15 protein-coding genes and 1 pseudogene are annotated in these 21,609 nt (G+C 29.2%); 12 read left to right on the top strand and 4 right to left on the bottom strand.

Features of this window, described 5'->3' with window-relative positions; genetic code table 11:
• Positions 1–137: 137 nt before the first annotated feature.
• Entirely contained in the window at positions 138–1,271 is a 1,134-nt protein-coding gene (locus BN1173_RS00795) for an LIC_12708 family protein (RefSeq protein ID WP_040235925.1), read from the bottom strand.
• A 63-nt stretch (positions 1,272–1,334) separates the two neighbouring features.
• Between BN1173_RS00795 and secA the strand changes: the two genes are divergently transcribed.
• Together secA and BN1173_RS00785 are read left to right on the top strand one after the other, a co-directional pair.
• Positions 1,335–4,031, top strand: a complete 2,697-nt coding sequence (gene secA, locus BN1173_RS00790; protein WP_014696050.1) for a preprotein translocase subunit SecA — start codon at positions 1,335–1,337, stop codon at positions 4,029–4,031.
• A 15-nt stretch (positions 4,032–4,046) separates the two neighbouring features.
• Complete coding sequence (locus BN1173_RS00785) at positions 4,047–4,658, top strand: superoxide dismutase (protein ID WP_038366025.1); 612 nt, start codon at positions 4,047–4,049, stop codon at positions 4,656–4,658.
• 155 nt (positions 4,659–4,813) lie between these two features.
• On the opposite strand, the gene nagB is transcribed toward BN1173_RS00785, so the two are convergent.
• Entirely contained in the window at positions 4,814–5,617 is an 804-nt protein-coding gene (gene nagB / locus BN1173_RS00780; RefSeq protein WP_014696048.1) for a glucosamine-6-phosphate deaminase, read from the bottom strand.
• A 32-nt stretch (positions 5,618–5,649) separates the two neighbouring features.
• Positions 5,650–6,855 (bottom strand): N-acetylglucosamine-6-phosphate deacetylase, encoded by a 1,206-nt coding sequence (gene nagA, locus BN1173_RS00775; protein WP_014696047.1) that lies wholly within the window; start codon positions 6,853–6,855, stop codon positions 5,650–5,652.
• Positions 6,856–7,029: 174 nt separating this feature from the next.
• On the opposite strand from nagA, the gene fliD reads away from it, so the two are divergent.
• From fliD to BN1173_RS00750, 5 genes and pseudogenes are all read left to right on the top strand, one after another.
• On the top strand, positions 7,030–9,030 hold the full coding sequence (gene fliD / locus BN1173_RS00770; protein WP_040235922.1) for a flagellar filament capping protein FliD: 2,001 nt from the start codon (positions 7,030–7,032) through the stop codon (positions 9,028–9,030).
• 127 nt (positions 9,031–9,157) lie between these two features.
• Positions 9,158–10,165 carry a flagellin N-terminal helical domain-containing protein gene (locus BN1173_RS00765; RefSeq protein ID WP_014696045.1) on the top strand — a complete coding sequence of 336 codons (1,008 nt, stop codon included), beginning with the start codon at positions 9,158–9,160 and terminating at the stop codon, positions 10,163–10,165.
• 124 nt (positions 10,166–10,289) lie between these two features.
• A pseudogene (locus tag BN1173_RS00760) lies at positions 10,290–11,409 on the top strand (ATP-binding cassette domain-containing protein).
• Positions 11,410–11,415: 6 nt separating this feature from the next.
• A complete protein-coding gene (locus tag BN1173_RS00755) occupies positions 11,416–12,315 on the top strand; it encodes an ABC transporter permease (protein WP_014696043.1) in 900 nt (299 codons plus the stop codon).
• A gap of 36 nt (positions 12,316–12,351) precedes the next feature.
• On the top strand, positions 12,352–13,248 hold the full coding sequence (locus tag BN1173_RS00750) for a glycine betaine ABC transporter substrate-binding protein (protein WP_014696042.1): 897 nt from the start codon (positions 12,352–12,354) through the stop codon (positions 13,246–13,248).
• On the opposite strand, the gene yidD is transcribed toward BN1173_RS00750, so the two are convergent.
• A complete protein-coding gene (gene yidD, locus BN1173_RS00745; protein ID WP_246040071.1) occupies positions 13,237–13,503 on the bottom strand; it encodes a membrane protein insertion efficiency factor YidD in 267 nt (88 codons plus the stop codon). The two genes, BN1173_RS00750 and yidD, sit on opposite strands and share 12 nt — an antisense overlap.
• Positions 13,504–13,683: 180 nt before the next feature.
• On the opposite strand from yidD, the gene BN1173_RS00740 reads away from it, so the two are divergent.
• The 5 genes from BN1173_RS00740 (at position 13,684) to BN1173_RS00720 (ending at position 21,536) form a co-directional block, all read left to right on the top strand.
• The gene (locus tag BN1173_RS00740; protein ID WP_040235920.1) at positions 13,684–14,895 is read left to right on the top strand and encodes a TolC family protein; all 1,212 of its coding nucleotides are present in this window, start codon (positions 13,684–13,686) and stop codon (positions 14,893–14,895) included.
• A 182-nt stretch (positions 14,896–15,077) separates the two neighbouring features.
• Positions 15,078–15,881, top strand: coding sequence for an efflux RND transporter periplasmic adaptor subunit (locus tag BN1173_RS00735; RefSeq protein ID WP_040235917.1), 804 nt, complete (start codon positions 15,078–15,080; stop codon positions 15,879–15,881).
• 15 nt (positions 15,882–15,896) lie between these two features.
• Positions 15,897–18,998 (top strand): efflux RND transporter permease subunit, encoded by a 3,102-nt coding sequence (locus tag BN1173_RS00730; protein ID WP_246040018.1) that lies wholly within the window; start codon positions 15,897–15,899, stop codon positions 18,996–18,998.
• Between the two features lie 138 nt (positions 18,999–19,136).
• Positions 19,137–19,442, top strand: a complete 306-nt coding sequence (locus tag BN1173_RS00725) for a PG0541 family transporter-associated protein (RefSeq protein WP_040235915.1) — start codon at positions 19,137–19,139, stop codon at positions 19,440–19,442.
• A 204-nt stretch (positions 19,443–19,646) separates the two neighbouring features.
• Positions 19,647–21,536: an AMP-binding protein gene (locus BN1173_RS00720; protein ID WP_040235913.1), complete on the top strand. Its 1,890-nt coding sequence runs from the start codon at positions 19,647–19,649 to the stop codon at positions 21,534–21,536.
• Positions 21,537–21,609 lie beyond the last annotated feature (73 nt).

Raw genomic sequence — 21,609 nt, 5'->3', positions numbered from 1 at the left:
ATTATTACCTTAGTAGTAATTAATATGATTACAAAAATTATTCCATGCATTAGTTTTTTTTTAAGGAGTTTTTTATTTTTTTCTTCTTTTTTGTATTTACAATTGTTATTTTTCATGTATTTTGATGATAAATTATTTCATAGTTTAAGTAATATATTTAAATTCCACCAATAGACACTAACCCCGCTTTTCTCTGCATAAAGTATACTAAGTATTCCGTCTTTTGATAGGCTTTCAGCAAGAAATTTAAGATTAGGTGGTTCAATTAGTATCATTTGTTCTTTTATCTTTCCTTTATTGTCTAATTTCCATATTAAAATATTAGATAGATTTTTCATATTAGTAGATGCTATTATTTTATTTTTTTGAATTCCAATGATATTGATAAAACTTTCTTGTTGATCATCTAATAAATTTTGTGGTAACGTAATTTTATTTTTTATTTCAAATTCTTTATTCTTATTTAAGCTTATTGTATAAAAGTGTTGATTTTTGATTCTGACTCCTAGGTCATTAATGTTTTCATTTGTTCTAATGTTTTCATAGTATGTTGTCTTTGCATAAATAATTTTTTTATTTACTTCAAAAAATATTTTGTCTATTGATATATTATATTTTTTTTTCTCTTCTTCTGGTATTTGTAATATGTTTGTGTTTATATATATCTTATAAAGAGGTGAGAGATCTTGATCGTAAGAGTATATTATGTAACCTTCGTGATATATGGTTATTATTGCTATGTTATTTCCATCGTCAATATTAATATCACAAACTTCTGGAAATGGCGTTCCATTATGTCCTTCTTGTCCCAGTATTGCTATAGATGAATCTTTATTTAGAATAAAGATTTGTGTAGAGTATGCTATGTTTTCTTTTTCGTCGAATTTAGATTTTGTGTTGTTTATTGTATCTGATACGATGATAAAGTCTTTTGATGGATAGATAGCCTGGATATTTTCAAAGTTTACTTTTTTTATTTTTAGGTTGTCATTTGTTTTAAATATGCCATTTTGATAAGTTTGAATTAATTTTCCATAAGATGTAAAAATCATGAGTTTGTTTGCTTTTTTCTCGACAATATATACAAGACCGTTGTATGTTTTAATATCAAAGCCTGAATTTGTAAATTTGTTTGTAAGTGGTGTTATTTCTCCGGGTAGTGTTCCAAATGGTATTTTAAACTGTTGTTCTCCAAGTTCGTTTAAAGTTTTAGTATTACATGATATAATTATAAGAAATATATTTAAATGAATTTTATAAAACTTTTTCATGTTTTAGATGTTATTATTTTAAATAGTTAAAAGTCAATTATTTTAGGAGTATTGATACCTAATATGTTAAGAGCAATATTTGAGGCGACTGTTGGCTCAAAGAGCAAAAGGGATTTAAAAAGTTATCTTCCTGTTTTAAGAAATATTAATAAACTTGAATCTTGGACACTATCTTTGTTGGATGAGGATTTTTCAAGGGAAACAGAAAAATTCAAAAGTGAACTTCAGAGTGGTAAGACTTTAGAAGATATTTTAGAGAGAGCATTTGCCCTCTCTAGAGAGGCTGCAAGAAGGCGACTTAAAGAGAGACCTTATGATGTTCAACTTATTGCTGGTCTTGCGCTTCATCAAGGTAAAATAATAGAAATGAAGACAGGAGAAGGTAAAACTTTGTCTTCTGTTCAGGCTGCTTATCTTAATAGTTTAACAGGTGAGGGTGTTATTATTGTTACGGTTAATGATTATCTTGCAGAACGTGATTCAAATTGGATGAAACCTGTTTTTGATCTTTTGGGAGTGAGTGTTGGTGTTGTACTCTCTAATATGGATTCTTCTAGACGAAAGATAGAATATGGTAAAGATATTACCTATGTTACGAATAATGAGCTTGGATTTGATTATTTAAGAGATAATATGTGTTTTGATTTATCTCAGAAATCTTTAAGAAATTTTAATTATTGCATTATTGATGAAATTGATTCTATTTTAATAGATGAAGCTAGAACACCTTTAATTATTTCAGGTTCAACTGAAGGTGATACTAGTGCTTATCTTACTGTTAATTCTCTTGTTCCTTTTTTAAAAGAGTGTTCTAAAGATCTAAAAACAGGAGATTATCCTTTAGAGATTGATGATCTTGATGGAGATTATACAATTGATGAAAAGGCTAAAAGAATATCTTTTACCGTTAATGGATTAAATAATCTTGAACGAATTTTAGTTTCAAAGGGCATAATTCAAGGGTCTATGTATGTTGATTCTAATTTTAATTATGTTCATTATATGACACAGGCATTAAAGGCACATTTATTATTTTTAAAGGATAGAGAATACATTGTTGGAGATTTTGGTGTTGAAATTGTTGATGAATTTACAGGTCGTGTTTTAAAAGGACGAAGATATTCAGATGGGCTACATCAAGCTATTGAAGCTAAGGAAGGTGTTAGGGTTGCAAGTGAAAATAAGACTATGGCAACAATTACATTTCAAAATTTATTTAGGATGTTTAATAAGATTTCTGGTATGACTGGTACTGCAGATACAGAGGCAAAAGAATTTCATAGGATATATGATCTTGATGTTGTAGTAGTCCCTACTAATAAATTGGTTGCAAGGATAGATGAAGATGATATCATTTATTATACTGAAGAATTTAAGTTTAGAGCAATTACGGATGAAGTTTTTGAGGCTTATAAGAGAGGACAACCTGTTCTTGTTGGAACAGTTTCTATTGAAAAGTCTGAAATTTTATCTAATATGTTTAAAAATAGAGGCATTAAACATGAAGTTTTAAATGCTAAAAATCATTTTCGTGAAGCATTAATTATTGCTGAAGCAGGGGCAAAATATTCTGTTACAATTGCAACTAATATGGCTGGCCGTGGTACTGATATTAAGCTTGGAGGTAATCTTGAACATAGAGTTCGTAAGAAATTTGGGACAGAAATAAGTTTTGATGATTTACAGAAAGCTATGCAAAGCGAGAGAGAGCAGTATCTTAAAGATTATGAAGAAGTTAAATCGCTTGGTGGGCTTTATGTTATTGGTAGTGAGCGTCATGAATCGCGAAGAATAGACAATCAGCTTAGAGGACGTGGGGGAAGACAGGGAGATCCTGGCAGATCAAGGTTTTATGTATCTCTTGAGGATGATTTGATGAGGCTTTTTGCAGGGGACAATTTAAGAGCTCTTATGGGGAAACTTGGAATGGCTACAGGTGAACCCATTGCGCATTCTTTATTAACAAAATCTTTGGTTAATGCACAAAGGCGTGTAGAGGATCGAAATTTTGAGATTAGAAAACATCTCTTAGAGTATGATGATGTCATAACTAAACATAGGGAATTTATTTATTCTCAGAGAAATTTAATTCTTGCTGATAATAATATTAAGGAACGTATTCTTCTCTCTTTAAGAGAATATCTTGATTTTTTATTCGATCAAGTAAAAGGAGATGTGGTCACAAGTTCTGTTTTAAATGAAATAAATTCAGTTTTTGCTTATATGATGGAAAGTGTTGGTTCTGTTGAGAAAATGAGTATTGCTGATTTAAAAGATAAGTTAATGGAAGTTGCTAGGTCTAATCTAGATATAAAAGAAGAATTAATTGGTTCTGAACTTTTAAATGAATTTTTAAAATATGAATATTTGAAAAATATTGATTCTAAATTTCAGGAGCATCTTGCAAATCTTGATTCTTTAAGAGAATCAGTTTATCTTAGATCTTATGCTAATAAAAATCCAATTACTGAATATAAGGAAGAGGGTTTTGCAATTTTTAGTGAACTTATTAAAGATATTAAGATTGAAACTTTAAGACGAACTTTGCAGGTGAAGATTGATGTTGATTCTAGTAATTATAAAAATAAAAAACCTAAAGATGTTCATGCTACTCATAAGGAGTTTTCAGGTATTGTTTCTAGGGAAAGAGATGATTCGGTAGGGGTTCAAATAGTTAGAAATACTCCTAAGATTGGAAGAAATGAACCTTGTTATTGCGGAAGTAAAAAAAAATATAAAAATTGTCATGGAAAAAATTAAAAAGGGGGTGTTGTTATGTTTAAATTACCAGAACTTGGCTATTCTTATGATGCTTTGGAGCCTTATATTGATGCTAAGACAATGGAAATTCATCATAGTAAGCATCATAATGCTTATACAGTAAATTTAAATTCTGTACTTGAAAAGACAAAAGTGAATTGTTCTTACGATATTGAAAGTATATTAAAAAATATTCAGCGATTTCCAATTGAATTTCAAAAAGTTGTTAAAAATAATGCAGGTGGATATGCTAATCATAATTTGTATTTTAGAACTTTAAAACCTGGCAATAAAGATAATATTTTGAAAAATTTTGAAGAACATGTAAATGCTACTTTTGGTAGTCTTGATAATTTGAAGGTGGCCTTAAAAGATTTAGCTGTTAGTATTTTTGGAAGTGGTTGGGCTTGGTTAGTTCTTTATGCAAATAGGGAGCTGCAAGTAATATCAAGACCAAATCAAGATAGTCCTTTGATGGAGGATTATAAGCCAATTTTAGGTATTGATGTTTGGGAACATGCTTATTATCTTAAATATCAAAATAGAAGGGCTGAATATATTGATGCGTTTTTTAAGACATTAAATTGGGAAGAAATTTCGCGAATTTATAATGAAATCATAGAATAATTATAATTTTAATAGGTAAATATTTTTATTTGTTTCAAAACTAGGATTAAATATAAATATGTATAGTGTGTGTATCTTGTCTAATATATGTTTATATTTAATCCTAGTTCATTTTAATAATATGTTATTAAACTTGATAAGTAATAATGTATTCTTTATAGCTCGTTATTGTAATTGTGTTTTTCAATATCATTAAAATATTTTACTGTTCCAACCTTAAGTTCATATGTTGCAGCTTCATCTGATACTATAATTGCATTTTTATGTAACTGCAAAATACTAATTGGCCACATGTGATTTACTCCTTTTTCAATGGCATGCTTTAGTGCTCTTGATTTGTTGTGTCCATTTACTATAATCATTACTTCTTTGGAATCCATAATTGTTCCAACTCCTACTGTTAAAGCGCTTTTTGGAACTTTGTTGATGTCGTTTTCAAAAAATCTTGAATTTGCTATAATTGTGTCTTGTGTGAGTGTTTTAATTCTTGTCCTTGATTTAAGAGATGATCCAGGTTCATTGAAGGCAATATGACCATCAGGTCCAATTCCTCCCACAAAAAGTGTAATGCCACCATAAGATTTGATTTTTTTCTCATATTTTTCACATTCATTTATAAGATTGATAGCATTGCCATTTAGTATATTGACATTTTCTTTTTGGATGTTTATATGTGAAAAAAAATTGTTCCACATAAATGAGTAGTAACTTTCAGGATGATTTTTATCAAGACCTATGTATTCGTCCATATTGAATGTGATCACATTTTCAAATGATATTTTATTTAATTTGTTGAGTTCAATTAGATTTTGGTACATTCCAATTGGTGAACTACCTGTTGGAAGCCCTAAAATGAATGGTTTTTCTTTTGTAGGTGCCCATTCTTTTATTTTGCTGGCTACATGATTAGCAGCCCATCTTGACATTTCATTATAAGTAGCTCTAATAATTAATCTCATTTGTTGCTCCTTGTATTTTTAGATTAATAACACTAAAGTTTATTGAAAATTATTTTTGATTCTATCATTGTTAATTTTAGATTTAAGTCTTTGTCAAGAACATTTATATTTGCATCATAACCATGACATATTAAACCTTTTTTTTCAAGATTAATGATTCTAATCGGATTATATGAGCTTGCTTGAATAGCATCGCTTAAACTGTATCCAAATTCTACTAAATTTTTAATTCCTTGTATCATTGTAAGTGCAGATCCTGCTATTGTGTCATTCTCTATAATATAAAATAGGCCGTTGTTTTTAAGATATACTTTTTCTCCATTGGCTATTAATTCTCCAGATGGTTGTAGTGTTGGAGTTAATCCATCAGTTACAAGTACCAACTTGCTTATGTCTTTGAGTTTTCTAAGCATTAAAACAAGTTTTGGGTGAACATGATGTCCATCAGCAATAATTTCACAAGATACATCTCCATGAATTAAGGCAGCTCCTATTGCATTTGGATTTCTATGATCGAGCTTTGACATTGCATTAAAAAAATGAGTTGTGTGAAGTATACCTACTTGAAAACCTTCTATCATATTTTCGTATTTTGCATTTGTATGCCCTGCTTGAAGTGTGATATTGTTTTCCATACAAAATATTGCAAGTTCCCTCATTCCTTTAAGTTCCGGTGCAACCGTCATTGTTGCAATATTTGTCCTTTTTCTACCAAAAGAGTCTGTAAAAGTTCCTCCTGCTGCTTCTATAAATTTTTTCATTATCTCAATGCTTGGTTTTTGGAGATAAGAAGTAGGATGAGCTCCTTTTTTTTCGGGAGAAAAAAATGGTCCTTCAAGGTGAAGTCCTAAAATTTTTGCACCCTTTTCTTTTCCTATTGCTTGTGTGCATGCTTTAATTGTTTCAATCATTTCTTCAGTTGGACGTGGATAGAGTGTTGGTAAAAATCCTACTACTCCGTATTCTGCTAAATGTTCTGACATTTTGATAATAGAGTTTGTTGAACATTGATCAGTTCCATATCCATAAAATCCATGTATGTGATTATCATAAAGACCAGGTGTTATGTAATTACCTTTAATGTCAATCATTTCATAATCTTGTAATTCAATTTTTTCAAGTCTGTCGGATGTTACGATATCAAAAATTTTATTTTCTCTAATCAGGACAGCTGAGTTGTCTATTTTATCATTTCCTGTAAGTACAGATTTTGCGTTAAATAAACAAAAATTTGACATATGCGCTCTCCTATTAACTTAAATTTTACTATAAATAAGGATCTTTTTTAAAGATACTTATTTGTTATTTATGTCTAAAATTAGATTTTTATTATTAGCTTTAAAGTATAATATTATTTCTTATGTGATATCTATATGTTTTTATGTTAAACTTTCTACTTAAGAGGTGTTGTAATGTCTTCTGGATTTTTTGTTCCTGGTGTAGATAATAAATATAATACCAAAGAAATCCGTGAATCAATGCTTAAGCCTGATAAGTCTAAAATAGATTCGTCTGTGCAAAAGCTTGAAAGTTTGCAACAGGAAAAACGTGCTTGGCAAACAATTAATAAAAAGGTATCTGTTTTGAATTCTCTTGCAAAACAAATTACATCTCTTAATGGTCCTTTTAATTATATGTCGGGTAATTCTAGCAATAATGATGTTCTGTCTGTTTCTGCTCGTTATGGGGCTAAAAATGAAAATTATAAAATCGGTGTTAATCAAGTAGCAAGCTCTGATGTTTTCTTATCTGCAAATTTTAAACAAAAAGAAATTAATATTCCTGCAGGAGAATATACATTTTTAGTTGGGAAGAAAGAAATTAAGGTTAGAAATAATGGAGATCTTGAATCTCTTGTTAGAGATGTTAATAATAGAGGCAAGGGATTTTTGTCTGCTAAAATTGTTAAGAGTGATAGTTCTGGTAATAGTAGGTTAATTTTGCACTCTTTAAAGGAAGGTGAAAATAATAGACTTATTATGAAAGATGAAGCTTTAAATCTTGCTAAGAAAATAGGCATTTTAAGTGAACGTACGACAAATTTTAGTCCAAATATAAGGGAAATTGTTAATAGTCAACAAAATAGTAGTAATAAAATTTTTCTTGATAAAGATGATATTGTGTTAGAGCCCCTTTCAGAGATTGCAATAAGTATTCCAGACAATATTGAAATTGGTAAGGGGAGTAAAATTAAATTTGAAATCAAATATTATGATATGGATGATAAGAGTATTTTAAATGAAATAGTTTTTAATCCTGGTGAGGCTACATTTGAGGGTGCTAAAGTTGAAGGAGAGGATAGTATTATTAATCTTGAATCTGATTATAAACCTTTTTTGAAAGAAAAAAAATATATTCAAATGAATATGATTAAGGTTCACAGTGGTACAGGTTCTTTAGAATTACCCCCAATCAATGTTGCAAGTGATTTTGAAAAAGTTGAGGTTGAAGTTGGGTCTCTTTTAGGTTTAAAGGAGATTAATATTGAGAATAAATTAAATAATAAGGCTTTTGTTATTCGAAATATTGAAATATTTGATCCAAAAAACAGAGATGGGCATTTGCCAATTAATGCCAAAAGCTTTGCAGAGAATGCAAAAATTAAGTTTGATGGAGTTGATGTTGAACGAGATTCAAACACTATTAATGATTTAATACCAAATGTTACATTAAATTTAAAACAGTCATCAGATGATACTGTTGATGTGCGTGTTGAACCTGATTATGAAGGTATTAAGAAACTTTTATTAGATTTTTTAATTGCCTATAATGAAGTTTTGGCTGGGATTAATATTGTAAGTTTGAATGAAGATAATGTGGATAATCAAAAATCAGATGTATTAGAGGAATGGTCTTATTTAAATGAAGAGGAAAAGGAAGAGGCTTATAAAAATTTGGGAATTCTTAGAAGTGAATTTACATTGAAAAATTTTAAATCAAGATTAGAATCGATCATGTTTAATGTTTATAGAACAAATGATCCTAATTTTTCACTTATTAATCAGATGGGAGTTTTTACTAGTTCTATGTCTTCATCAGGAGGATTTTCACGTTATTTAAAACTTGATGAGAAGAAATTTAATGAAGTTTTACAGAGTAATATTAGTTCAGTTAAAGAGTTTTTTGCGTTTGATTTTAATGATGATAGAATTTATGATGATGGGCTTGCTAAGGTGCTTGGTGATTATTTGTCTCTCTTAATAGGTGCTGGGGGATTTATTTATAATAAGATAAAAAGTTATGATTTTAGAATTCCCAATCAAAAAAATGTGGTTGAAGATTACAAAAGGAAATATGAAGAGAGAGAAAGAAAGGTTGAAGGAGAACTTAATACTTTGGATTTTACTGTAAAGCGAATGAAAGAACAGGAAGAAATTCTTAAGTCTTTAAATTTATATAGACAAAACAAGTAACAAATTTAATTTAAATGAATATTGTATTTATTTTTTTCTTGTTTTTGTGATATCCTTTTAAAAAGATGACAAATGGATTTGTCGAAAACATCAAAATTATATTAATTTATCACGGAGGAGATGATATATGATCATAAATCATAATACGTCAGCTATAAATGCTTCAAGAAATAATGCTATTAATGTTGCTAATCTTAGCAAAACTCAAGAAAAACTTTCTAGTGGGCATAGAATTAATCGTGCATCTGATGATGCTGCTGGTATGGGTGTTGCTGGGAAAATTAACGCTCAAATTAGAGGGTTATCCCAAGCTTCAAGAAATACTTCAAAGGCAATAAATTTTATTCAAACAACAGAAGGAAATTTGGATGAAGTAGAGAAAGTGTTGGTGAGAATGAAAGAGCTTGCTGTTCAATCTGGTAATGGTACATATTCAGATGCAGACAGAGGTTCTATTCAGATTGAAGTTGAGCAACTTACAGATGAGATCAATAGAATTGCTGATCAGGCACAATATAACCATATGCACATGTTATCTAATAGATCATCTGCTGAACATGTAAGAACAGCTGAAGAGCTTGGAATGCAACCTGTAAAGATTAATACACCAGCGTCATTATCTGGATCACAAGCTTCATGGACATTAAGAGTACATGTTGGTGCAAATCAGGATGAAGCAATTGCTGTTAATATTTATGCAGCTAATGTTGCAAATCTTTTTTCAGGTGAGGGTGCTCAACAAGTAGCTCCAGCTCAAGAGGGTGCACAGCAAGAAGGAGCACAAGCAGCTCCAGCACCAGCAGCAGCTCCAGCTCAAGGTGGAGTTAACTCTCCAGTTAATGTTACAACTGCTGTTGATGCTAATATGTCACTTACAAAAATAGAAGATGCTATTAGAATGGTAACTGATCAAAGAGCAAATCTTGGTGCTTTCCAAAACAGACTTGAATCTGTTAAAGCTAGCACAGAGTATGCTATTGAAAATTTAAAAGCGTCTTATGCTCAAATTAAAGATGCAACAATGACAGATGAAATTGTAGCATCTACAACAAACAGTATTTTGACACAGTCTGCAATGGCTATGATTGCACAAGCAAATCAAGTTCCTCAATATGTATTGTCCTTGCTTAGATAAATTTGATTTTTTAATAAGGGTCTGTTAGAAGACCCTTATTTTTATTTGTGTCAATCAAAATTTGATATTTAAGTGCTATAATATTGCTTTATGTAAAATTATGTTTTAATATTAGGAGTTTGCTTTGTATAAAGCTAGTGTGACAGTCAGGAACCTTTATAAAACATTTTGTTATAATGAAATTCAAAAACAAATTTTTAATTTTAAGTTTGATTATGAGAATGGTAAAGATAGATCTGATATTTACAAAGAATTTTCTGTTTTTATTGCAAATGCAAATAGTTAATCTTGATATTTATGAAAATGAAATTTTAGTTATTATGGGTATGTCAGGTTGTGGTAAGTCTACTTTTGTTAGATGTTTAAATGGTATACATAAAATAGATTCTGGTTCTATTTTAGTAGATAATATTGAAATGAATGATATTAATCAAAAGGATCTCTCTGCTTTGAGAAAAGATAAGTTTGCAATGGTTTTTCAGAATTTTGGGCTCTTTCCACATATGAATGTTTTAAAAAATGTGACTTATGGCCTTGAAGTTAAAAGTGTTCCTAAGAAAGTTAGGATTCAAAGAGCCCTTGATATTTTAAGACTTGTTGGGCTTGAAGATTCTAAGTATAAATATATAAATGAACTTTCAGGTGGAATGAAACAAAGAGTGGGTATAGCTAGAGCTTTAGTTGTTAATCCTGATATACTTTTAATGGATGAAGCTTTTTCAGCTCTTGATCCTTTAATTCGAGGTGAGATGCAGTGTGAGCTTTTAAGATTGGTGGACAAGTTAAAAAAGACAGTTGTATTTATTACTCATGATTTAATTGAGGCTTTTAAATTAGGCAATAGAATTGCTTTTATGAGAGATGGTGAGATTATTCAGGTAGGTAGACCATTAGAAATATTAAGAGAGCCTAAAACAGAATTTATAACTAATTTTATTAAAAATCTTCCTGTTTTAAATATTTTAAAGATCAAAGATATTATCAAAGTTGATTTTGATCATTATGGATATAATGATCAATTTAATGTTATCATTAAAAAAGAAAATGATAGTTTTATATTGCATGATATTTCTATTGGTAAAAAATGTAGTAATATTATTTCTTTAAATTTGGATTTAAATGATGAGATAAAAAGTGTCGTTAAATATTTAAATAAGTTAGATTATTTGATTGTGACAAAAGGACAAGGTGATATTATTGGATACATTGATTTAGGAGAGATTGCTGCTTTATTGGCAAGGTAGTTATTTATGAATAGGGATTTTATAGTTAGTAGTATAGATAAGACATTTGATTTTTTGGTTGATAATTTTGCAAATTCTAGTGGTATCGGATTTGCTAAGGTTATAGATTCTTTTTATGAAAATTTGAAAAGATTGTTTATCGTAATTAATCCTGTTCTTTTTATTGTAATAATTTGTGTTTTTAGTTTTTTATTTTTGAAAAAAAGATTGGCACTTTTGATTATGTTGGGCTTTTGTTTTATTTTATATTTTGATCTTTGGGAAGTTTCTATGGATACAATATCACTTATTTTTGTATCTGTATTTTTTTCTGTACTTTGGGGAATTTTAATAGGTATTTTGGGTGGGTATTGTGCAAAATTTTATGTTTTTTTAAAACCATTGCTTGATTTGATGCAAGCAATGCCCCCATTTGTTTATTTGATACCAGCTATATCTTTTTTCGATACGGGTACGTCTTCGGCAATTTTTGCTACAATAATTTTTGCAATGCCCCCAGTTATTAGATATACACGATTAGGAATTATTCAAGTTCCAAGTGAGGTTATTGAAGCTGCAAAATCTTTTGGAAGTAGTAGTGCTCGTATTCTTTTTCAAATTCAATTACCATTGGCTTTACAGAGTATAATAGAGGGGATTAATCAATCAATAATGATGGCAATATCTATGATAGTGATTGCGGCAATGGTTGGGTCCTCAGGACTTGGTAGAACCGTGATATATTCTGTTGAAAGGTTGCATTTTGCTGAAGGTTTAATATCTGGATTGGCTGTTGTAATAATAGCTATTATTTTAGATAGAATTATGCAAGCTATTTTCATTAAATTTAGTTATTTAAATACTGATAATTATGGGGGTAAGAAAGAAAATAAGTTCAAAAGGTTTTTAGAAATGTATAACAAATAATGCTTTGTTTGTATTTGTTAGAAGGGGGATTGGTTTATGAAAGGTATTTTTATACCTGTTTTTGTAAGTTTTGTTTTAATTTTTGTGGCTTGCAGTAAAGATGATAGTTCTGATAATGGTAATCCTAAAAGTTTAAAATCGGTTAAAATTGCTTATGTTAATTGGATAGGTGAAACAATTGCTACTAATATTGTAAGAGTTGTTTTTGAGAGAATAGGATATAATGTGGAAATATTGCCTGTGACTACGTCTATAATGTATCAGTATTTAGCATCTGGACGAGTGGATGGTATGGTATCTGCATGGGTGCCCACAGCAGATAAGTTTTATTATGAAAAATTTAAAGATAAATTTGTTGACCTTGGTGCTAATTATGAGGGTACGTTACAAGGGTTTGTGGTTCCAAGTTATGTTACGATTTCAAGTATTTCAGAACTTAAAGGTAGGGGTTCTGAATTTAAAAATAAAATGATAGGAATAGATGCAGGAGCAGGTACTCAGCTTTCTGTAGAGGAAACTCTTAATCGTTATGGATTGAGTGAAGAATATGAGCTTATCTCTTCGAGTGAAAGTGTAATGCTTGCAAGTTTGGAATCTGCCATTAATAAACAAGAATGGATTTTGGTGCCTTTATGGCAACCTCATTGGGCATTTGTTAAGTATGATATTAAATTTTTAGATGATCCATTATTGTCAATGGGAGGTCCTGAGAGTATTCATTCTCTTGTTAAGCTAGGACTTCAAGAAAGTGATCCTGATGCTTATTACTTATTTGATAATTTTTACTGGGGTGATGATTTGTTATTGCCTTTGATAGAAAAAAATTATAAAGAGCCTGGCCAAGAATATAAAAATGCTGTTGAATTTGTTGATTCTCATAAGGACTACATAAAAAATTGGGTTCCAGATAAATATAAAAATTTATTTGATTAATCTTGTTTTAAATTCTTTTAATGAATTTAATATTGGATTTTTAGTTGGTAGTGATTCACAACCTCCTTTAAAGAGTGCATTGCATCTAATTATTCTTAGTGTAATAAGAATAAAAGCCGTTAAAATATTATATTTTTTTAAACAATGAAGTGCATAGTTTGAGCAACTGGGTTGATATATACAGTAAAAACCAACTATTTTAGAGAGAGTTTTTTGGTATATTTTGATCAGTAGTATCAGGATTAAGTTTATCATTATAAAAATTTTTTTTAATATTCGAATGTATATCATAATATTATGTTATTATATTGTCATCCATAATGAATATATTATCTTTAATCCTCATAATGTTTAACGAATTTTTAAAACTAGTTATAAGAAATCATCCTAATATTAATTTTTCTTTTATCAGTTCCGTCTTATGCAGAAGAAGTTATGAAAATATCTTCCATGGATGCTATTAATATGGCTTTAAAATATAGCTTAGAATCTAAAAATGCTAAATACCAAGAAGAGATAAAGAAATTATATAAAGATAGATCTTGGAATATTTTTGTGCCAAATGTGGGATTTTCTTCAAATATTTCAAGACAAAATCCTTTTATGTCAAATGCGAGAGGAGAACATTGGCACTTGGGTTTAGGTGTTTCTGCTGAACTTTCAATATCACCATCTGTTGTTAATAAAATGAGACTTGCTTCTTTTAATTATGACGAAGTTGTTATAGATAGAGAAAGAGTTAATAGAGATATTAAGTTGAATGTTCTTAAAATATATAATGAACTTTTAGCTTTTAAAAGTATTGTAGACGTTTTAAAGGAACAGCTTGATAAAGGGAAACTTAAATTTGAACAAGTAAGTATTGCTTATGATAATGGTCTTATTTCCGAGATAGATTATCTTGATTCTAAACTTAAATATAATAAGCTTCAGCCCAATTTGGATGAACAAATCATTAAGTTTGAGGAGATAAAGTCAAAATTTAGGTTGTTAATAGGATTAGATGTCTTGCAAGATTTTGAAGTTGTAGGTGAATTATCAGATGATATATTGGATTTTTCATTTTTTAATGAAATTGTAGATGTTTATGAAGATTTAGAGATAAGAAAATTAAACAATTTTGTTAAAATCATGCAAACTACTCTTGATAGTCTTTGGTTAGATGCCTTTTTACCGAGTTTGTCATTGTCAATGTCTTATAATCCTGGAAATATTTCTTTTGGTAGTGGTTTTTCTGGTTTGGGGCAACAAGGATTTCATTTTGTTTTTGGATTAACTTATAGTTTAACTGAGATTTTGCCTTTTTCGAAAAGTTTTACAGAAATATGGAAACAAGATTATCAATTGAAAATGTTAAGAGATCAAATTGATAATAAAATGCGTGAATTTAAATCTAAGGTTGTTCAAAAACGTAAAAACATGAGGCTATATAAGTCTATTTTAGATAATTCTAAAATGACATTGGAGATTTCTAAAAAGAATTATCAAATAGCTTTTGATGCTTTTAATGCAGGTACTATAGATCTTATAAAGTTAAATGATATTGAGCTTTCTTATAAGCAGAGTGATTTACAGTTGATAAAAGATAAATTAAATTATGCTAATTTAGTACTTGAGTATAAAGATTTAATAAATAAATTGGATTAATGGAGGAATATTTATGAGTCTGATTTGTAGTATTAGGGGGTTGTATTAAGTATTATTTCTTACCTTTAGTTTTATTCTTTATCTTTTCATGTAGTGAAGAGAGAGAAATTCAAGAAGATGTTGCTAACGATAATACTGCTGGTGATGTTATTGATAAACCCTATAGGTTTCCAGTTGTTGTGATGAAGGCTCGACGAGGAGCTATCAGTGATTATATTTCTTTGAATGGTGATGTTGATACCAAAGTTAAGGTCAAAGTATTTCCAGATGTTGCAGGTAAAATAAAGTCTTTTAATATCAAACTTGGGAGTTATGTAGAGAAGGGACAAGTTATTGCAATGCTTGATCCTTCAAAGCCAGGTTCTTTTTATTTGCAGAGTCCGGTAAGATCTCCGATTTCTGGATATGTTTTGTTTGTTAATTGTAAAATTGGAGAAACAGTTACTCCCCAAACGAGTGTTGCATTAATAGGAAAAATGAATGTTATGCAAATTAAAACTTATGTTTCTGAAAAATATATCTTGGATATTAAGGTTGGTAATAATGCGCTTATTGAGTTTGGATCTTATTCTGATGAAAAGTTTCGGGCAAAGATTTCAGAAATATCGCCTATTTTAGATTTTAAAAGTCGTTCTGCTGAAGTATATCTTGAGCCTTTAGGAAGTGCTGCAAATAAAATGGTTGTGGGTATGTTTGTGAAGCTTAAAATTGTTACTAAGAATTCAAAAAATGTGATTAAAATACCAAAACATGCTTTTGTTGAAAGAGAGGGTAAACTTTGTGTGTTTAGGGTGAATACCGATTCAACAACGGTGGAGAGGGTGTTTCCTTTAGTAGATTTTGAAGTGGATAATATTGTTTCTATTAAGGATGGTATTAATGAGGATGATTTGATTGTGACTGAAGGTGTTTCTTGGCTATCAGATGGAGTTTTTGTAAATATCGTAGATACTCAAGATGGACTTGATGTTGGAGACAATATTTGATTTTTGAGGTTAATTATGTTAGTAAAAAAAGTTGTTAATAAACCAATAACGATGCTAATATTGTTTTCTTTATTGATTATTCTTAGTATTTATACTTTTTCAAGACTAAATATTAATTTGTTGCCCAATGTTGAAGATGCCAATCTTTACGTTTCTACTCTTTATGCAGGAAGTTCTGCAAAGGAAGTTGAAGAAAAAGTTACGCGCATTTTAGAAAGCAATTTGTCTTTAGTAAAGAATATCAAAACAATAAGTAGTATTTCTTCTAAAGGGCATAGTGAAATTACGCTTAATTTTTATCATGGAACCAATTTGGATTTGGCTTTAAATGAGGTAAAGGACACACTTGAGTTTTCAAAAGGTCTATTGCCAAAAGAAGCAGGTTTACCTAGGATTTCTAGAGATCGTTTAGATGGTATTCCAGTAATATCATTTTTTATGTATTCAGATAGGTCTGTTGTAGAACTTAAGAGGTATGCAAAGGAGCTTTTAAAGCCCAGATTGGAAAGACTTGCAGGGGTTGGACTTGTAAATATTGCTGGAGGGGGTGATAAACATATTGTAGTTGAAGTCTCTCAAAATAGGTTGGAGGCATATGGGCTTACTTTATCGGATATTGTGCCATTTATTTCTTCTCAAAATGTTGAATTTTCTGTTGGTGAGATCTTGGACAATGATTTACAATATCAAGTACAAATATCTGGGAATTTCAATTCAATTAAAGATTTGGAAGATGTTGTTATTGCTTATAAATCTTATTCTTTGCAAGATGATTCTTTAGTTCAGGTTAAGTTGAGAGATGTTGCAAGTATTAAGACTATTTTTAAAGAAAAAAAGTATGTATATTATAGTGATAAACCTTCTGTTAGTATATCTATACAAAAACAAAATGATGCAAATTTCGTTAATGTTTCAAATGCAGTAAATGCAGAATTTGAAAAAATTAAACTTATACTTCCAAAAGATATTTCTCTAGATGTTTTTAAAGATAATGCTGAACATATTAGGAATGCTCTTTCTTCTGTTTCTCATTCAGCTTATTCAGGAGCAGTTCTTGCATTATGTATTATTTTCTTTTTTTTAAGAAGCTTTAGAGCAACTGTTATTATTGGCATTACAATACCATTAGCTATTATTATTACTTTTTGTTTAATGTATTTTGCAAATATTTCATTAAATATTATGAGTTTATCAGGGCTTGCTTTAAGTGTTGGTATGGTTGTGGATTGTTCTATTGTTGTTATAGAGAATATATATAGATATAGGCAAAAAGGTGCAAAGCTTATATCTGCTGCTATTCTTGGAACACAAGAAATGATAATTCCAATTATGGCTGCAACTTTAACGTCGATTTGTGTATTTGCACCTATGCTTATTTTTAAAGCAGAATTGGGTATGATTGGTGATTTTCTTAGGGATTTTGCTTTTACTATTGTTATATCTTTAACAGTTTCTTTGTTTGTTGCAGTTTTTTTAGTTCCGGTTTTGTCAAGTTACTATATTAAACTTTATACTAGTTTTCAAAAACCCATTAGAAACACATTAGTTAAAAAAGTTGATGGCTTTTTACATAATGTTTATGCTTTTGGAGAGAGATTTTATGTTATTTTATTGAATTATGTTTTGAATCATAAGTTGATTTTTTTGTTTATTGTTATATGTAGTTTTATTGTAAGTTTAGTTTTGTTTCCGTTTTTAAATGTATCTTTTATGCCTAATGAGCGTCCTTCTGTGATTAATTTTTCTTTTAGTTTTCCAAATAGAACAAGCTTGGATATTTCAAAATCATATTCAGATAAGGTTTTGGAAATTTTAAAAAGTGAAATTAGGGCTTATCAAAGTATTGTTTCTGATATAGATTCAGGAGGTTTTTATTTTAGAGTTTTATTGTCTTTAACAGAAGAAATTGATGATTGGAGAGAGATTCAGTATAGAGTTAATAATCGTGTTAAGAGTCTTTATCCTATTTTAAATTCTTATGCTTTATCAGATAGAAATTCTCTTGGCGGCCCTCCTATTGCAATTAAAATTACATCTTTAAATTTTGAATATGCAAAGGAATATGGAGAATTGTTGATTAATCTTTTAAAGAAAAGATTCCCAAGTCTTATAAATCCTAGACTTAATATACAAGAAGAGCCGCAAATTGATATAGATATAGATAGGGAGAAAGCTTATTCTTATGGGATTAATATAGAAACTATTTCAAGAGAAGTTGGAGCCAATATTGATGGGATTTCGGCAGGAAAATATGTTGAAAATGGAGTGAGTTATGATATTTTGCTTAAGCTTGATAGCACTAATATTGTTGGATTGAAAGATTTGGATAATATATTTGTTATAAATAAATTTGGTGTAAAAATTCCTCTATCTTTAATAGCTAATTTGAGAAAGACAAAAGGAGTTAGCAGTCTGTTGCGAGAAGATCAATCTTTGGTAATTACACTGACAGCAGGTATTGCTCCAAATGAAAGTTTAGCTTCTGTTACGGAAGATATAGTAGATTTTGTAACTAATAAAGTTCCACAAAGGGATGGTATATTGGTTAAATTTGAAGGGGAATATGATTCATTTGTAAATAGTATGCAGCAATTTAAAGTAATAATTTTAATGGCTGTCTTGCTTGTATTTGGAGTAATGGCAGCACAATTTGAATCTTTGCTAAAGCCTTTTATTATTCTATTTACAATTCCATTGACTTTAATAGGTGTTATACTGATTTATTTTATATCAGGAGAAAAAATTTCTGTTTTGAGTGCTATTGGTATGCTTATGCTTGTTGGTGTTGTTGTTAATACAGGTATTGTATTGGTGGATTATATTAATTTATTGATTAAAAGAGGATTTAAGCTTAGAGAAGCAATAGTTGAAGCGGGTCGTTCTAGATTTAGACCAATTTTGATGTCTTCTTTAACCTCAATAATAGGACTGTTTCCAATGGCATTTTCAAATTCGAATAATAGTGAACTGATTAAACCAATTGCTTTTACCTTTATTGGTGGAATGATTGCTAGTACATTTTTAGCTTTGCTTTTTATTCCTATGCTTTTTGAGGCTTTTTCTAAATTTTCTATAAAGAATTTGCACGTTGTTGAAATTCTTCTTTTTTGTCTTTAAAATGGATCGTATTGAGTTTATAGTGACATATTAAATAAAAAAGAAAATAAAGATGTTATTTCTAAAATTTGTACTGATAGAAATTTTAAATTTAATGATTTTTTTATTAACGAAGATGAAAATTGATATGGAGGATGTGTGTATAGGGTTGAAATAATTTCTAACTTTTCTTTAGAATTTGATTTTCATGAATGTATAACTAGTATAGAAGAGGAATTAGGAGAGGTTATATATTATTCTAAAGTATATAATGTTAAGGGTAAAGGAACAAAAGGTGAAAGGCAGGGTAATGAAGTATGGCCTGAAGAGAATTTTATTTTTATAGTTTATACAGATAAGTTAATTATTGTAGAGAAATTAAAAAATATTACTGAAACTTTGGATAAAAAATATCCTACTGAGGGAATTAAATTTTTTGTTATTGGTGGTATAGGCTTTTATTAATTTTTACTTTATACAATTTTGTTTTATAGATATTTGTTAGTAATTTGAGAATTTGGTAAATATTATAAATTGTTACATTAAATAAGATTAAGATATATCTTGTTAATTGGTATATTCTCAGGCAAGATTAAGTTATGATTTTGTTATTTAAAATGTTATAATTGTTAGTAATAATTCTTTATAATAAGTTTGTAGTAGGGTCATATGTCAATAGTAAAGACTTTTTTTGAGATTGCTGGTAAGCATGGTTGTGGAATTGCACAAATATATAAAAATAATAAAGACTACTTTAAAGTTACTTATGCTGATTTGAAAGAGAATGTTTTAAAATTTGCTTCCTTTTTAAGGAAAATTAATTTAGGATATCAAGATAAAGTATTTATTTGTTCTGAAAATAGAATTGAATGGAGTGTTATAGATTTTGCAATTTTGTCTTTAGGTGCTGTTGATGTTCCTAAGGGTATTGATATTACTCTTTTTGAGGCTGAAATAATTATTAATAATATTGTTCCGAATGTAATCATAGTTGAAAATGTGGATCTCCTTGATTTAATTATTAAGCTTAAGTTTCAAGTAAAACCTACTGTAATTGTTATTGATGATTTGTATGAAAAAGATAAATTACGTTTTAGTGAGTTTGAAGTTTATACTTATAAAGAGTGTATTTTAATTGGAGAGAATGCGAGACAGGATGAAGAGATTATTGAGACTGTCAATAATATTAGTCTTAATGATATGGCAACAATAATATATACTTCTGGCACTACAGGAAATCCTAAAGGAGTGATGCTCTCTCATGCTAATTTTCTTTATCAGGTGTCTAGTTTTAGTCGGATGATTAGTGTTACTGAGGGGCAGATATTTATGTGTATTTTGCCAATTTGGCATTCATTTCAAAGGTCATTTTCTTATAATATTTTTCTTAAAGGTATGACTTGTTTGTTTTCAAATATTGTTCCAAGAAATATGCTTGATGATATTAGAAATATTAATCCTCATTATATTGCTGCTGTTCCTAGACTTTGGATTGCAATAAAACAAAATATTGTTAAAGAGGTTTCAAAAAAAAACTTTTTTGTAAGGTTATTGTTTAGGATTTTTGTTAAATTTGCATGTATTAATGACATTTGTCGTAGAATAATTTTAGGTTTATATCCTGATAATGGACTGGATTTATTAATACCTTTCAAAAAAATTTTAAGTATTTTGGGAGTAATAGTTTTATTTCCTTTGAATGTTTTGGGAAATTTGATTGTATTTAAAAAAATAAAAAAAGTTTTAGGCAATAATTTTGTTGTTGGTGTTTCTGGTGGGGGTAGCATACCTTTGTATGTTGTGAGGTTTTTTAATGCAATTGGTATTAATCTTGCTAATGCTTATGGCTTAACGGAGGCATCTCCAGGTGTTGCATCTAATGAGTATGGGAAGATAATTGTTGGTACTAGTGGTAAAATATTACCCGGAACTATTGCTGAGATTAGAGATGAGAATGGCGTGAAACTTAAAAAACCTGGGAAAGGAGTTTTGTTTATTAAAGGTCCTCAAGTTATGATTGGATATTATCAAGATATAGAGGCTACAAGGCAAGTTATTGGTGATGATGGATTTTTAGATACGGGTGATATTGTGAAATTGTCAAAAGATAATGTTGTTCAAATTATAGGGAGGGAGAAAGATACTATTGTTTTAAACAATGGAGAAAATATTGAACCTGCTCCCATTGAAATTAAGCTTGAAGAATCTTTACTTATTGAGAAAGCTGTTGTTGTTGGGCAAGATCAGAAATTTTTAGGTGCATTAATTCTTCCTAATTTTGAGGAGATAAATAAATATTTAGAGAGCATAGGGCACAAAATTCGTGATACTAATAAACAACAAATTATTGCAAATAATATTGTTCTTAAAGCTATTGGTGATGAGATAAAAAAACTTATTAATAGGGCCAATGGATTTAAACCTTTTGAGCAGATACTAAAGTTTGTTCTTTTAGAAAAGCCATTTGAAGTAGGGAAAGAGATGTCTATTAAAATGGATATTAAGCGTAATTATATTTCGAATTTTTATCGCAATGAGATAAAAAATTTATTCTCTTGATTTATTGTAATATTATCTCAAGTTCTTTTATATCTTTTAATTTTGTGTTAGGTGAATGAGACTGTTTGTATAC

It is taken from the genome of Borrelia crocidurae (assembly GCF_000825665.2).
GTDB classification, from domain to species: domain Bacteria; phylum Spirochaetota; class Spirochaetia; order Borreliales; family Borreliaceae; genus Borrelia; species Borrelia duttonii.
The sequence above is the reverse complement of the archived record's forward strand: the minus strand, read 5'-3'. Positions and strand labels throughout refer to the sequence as shown.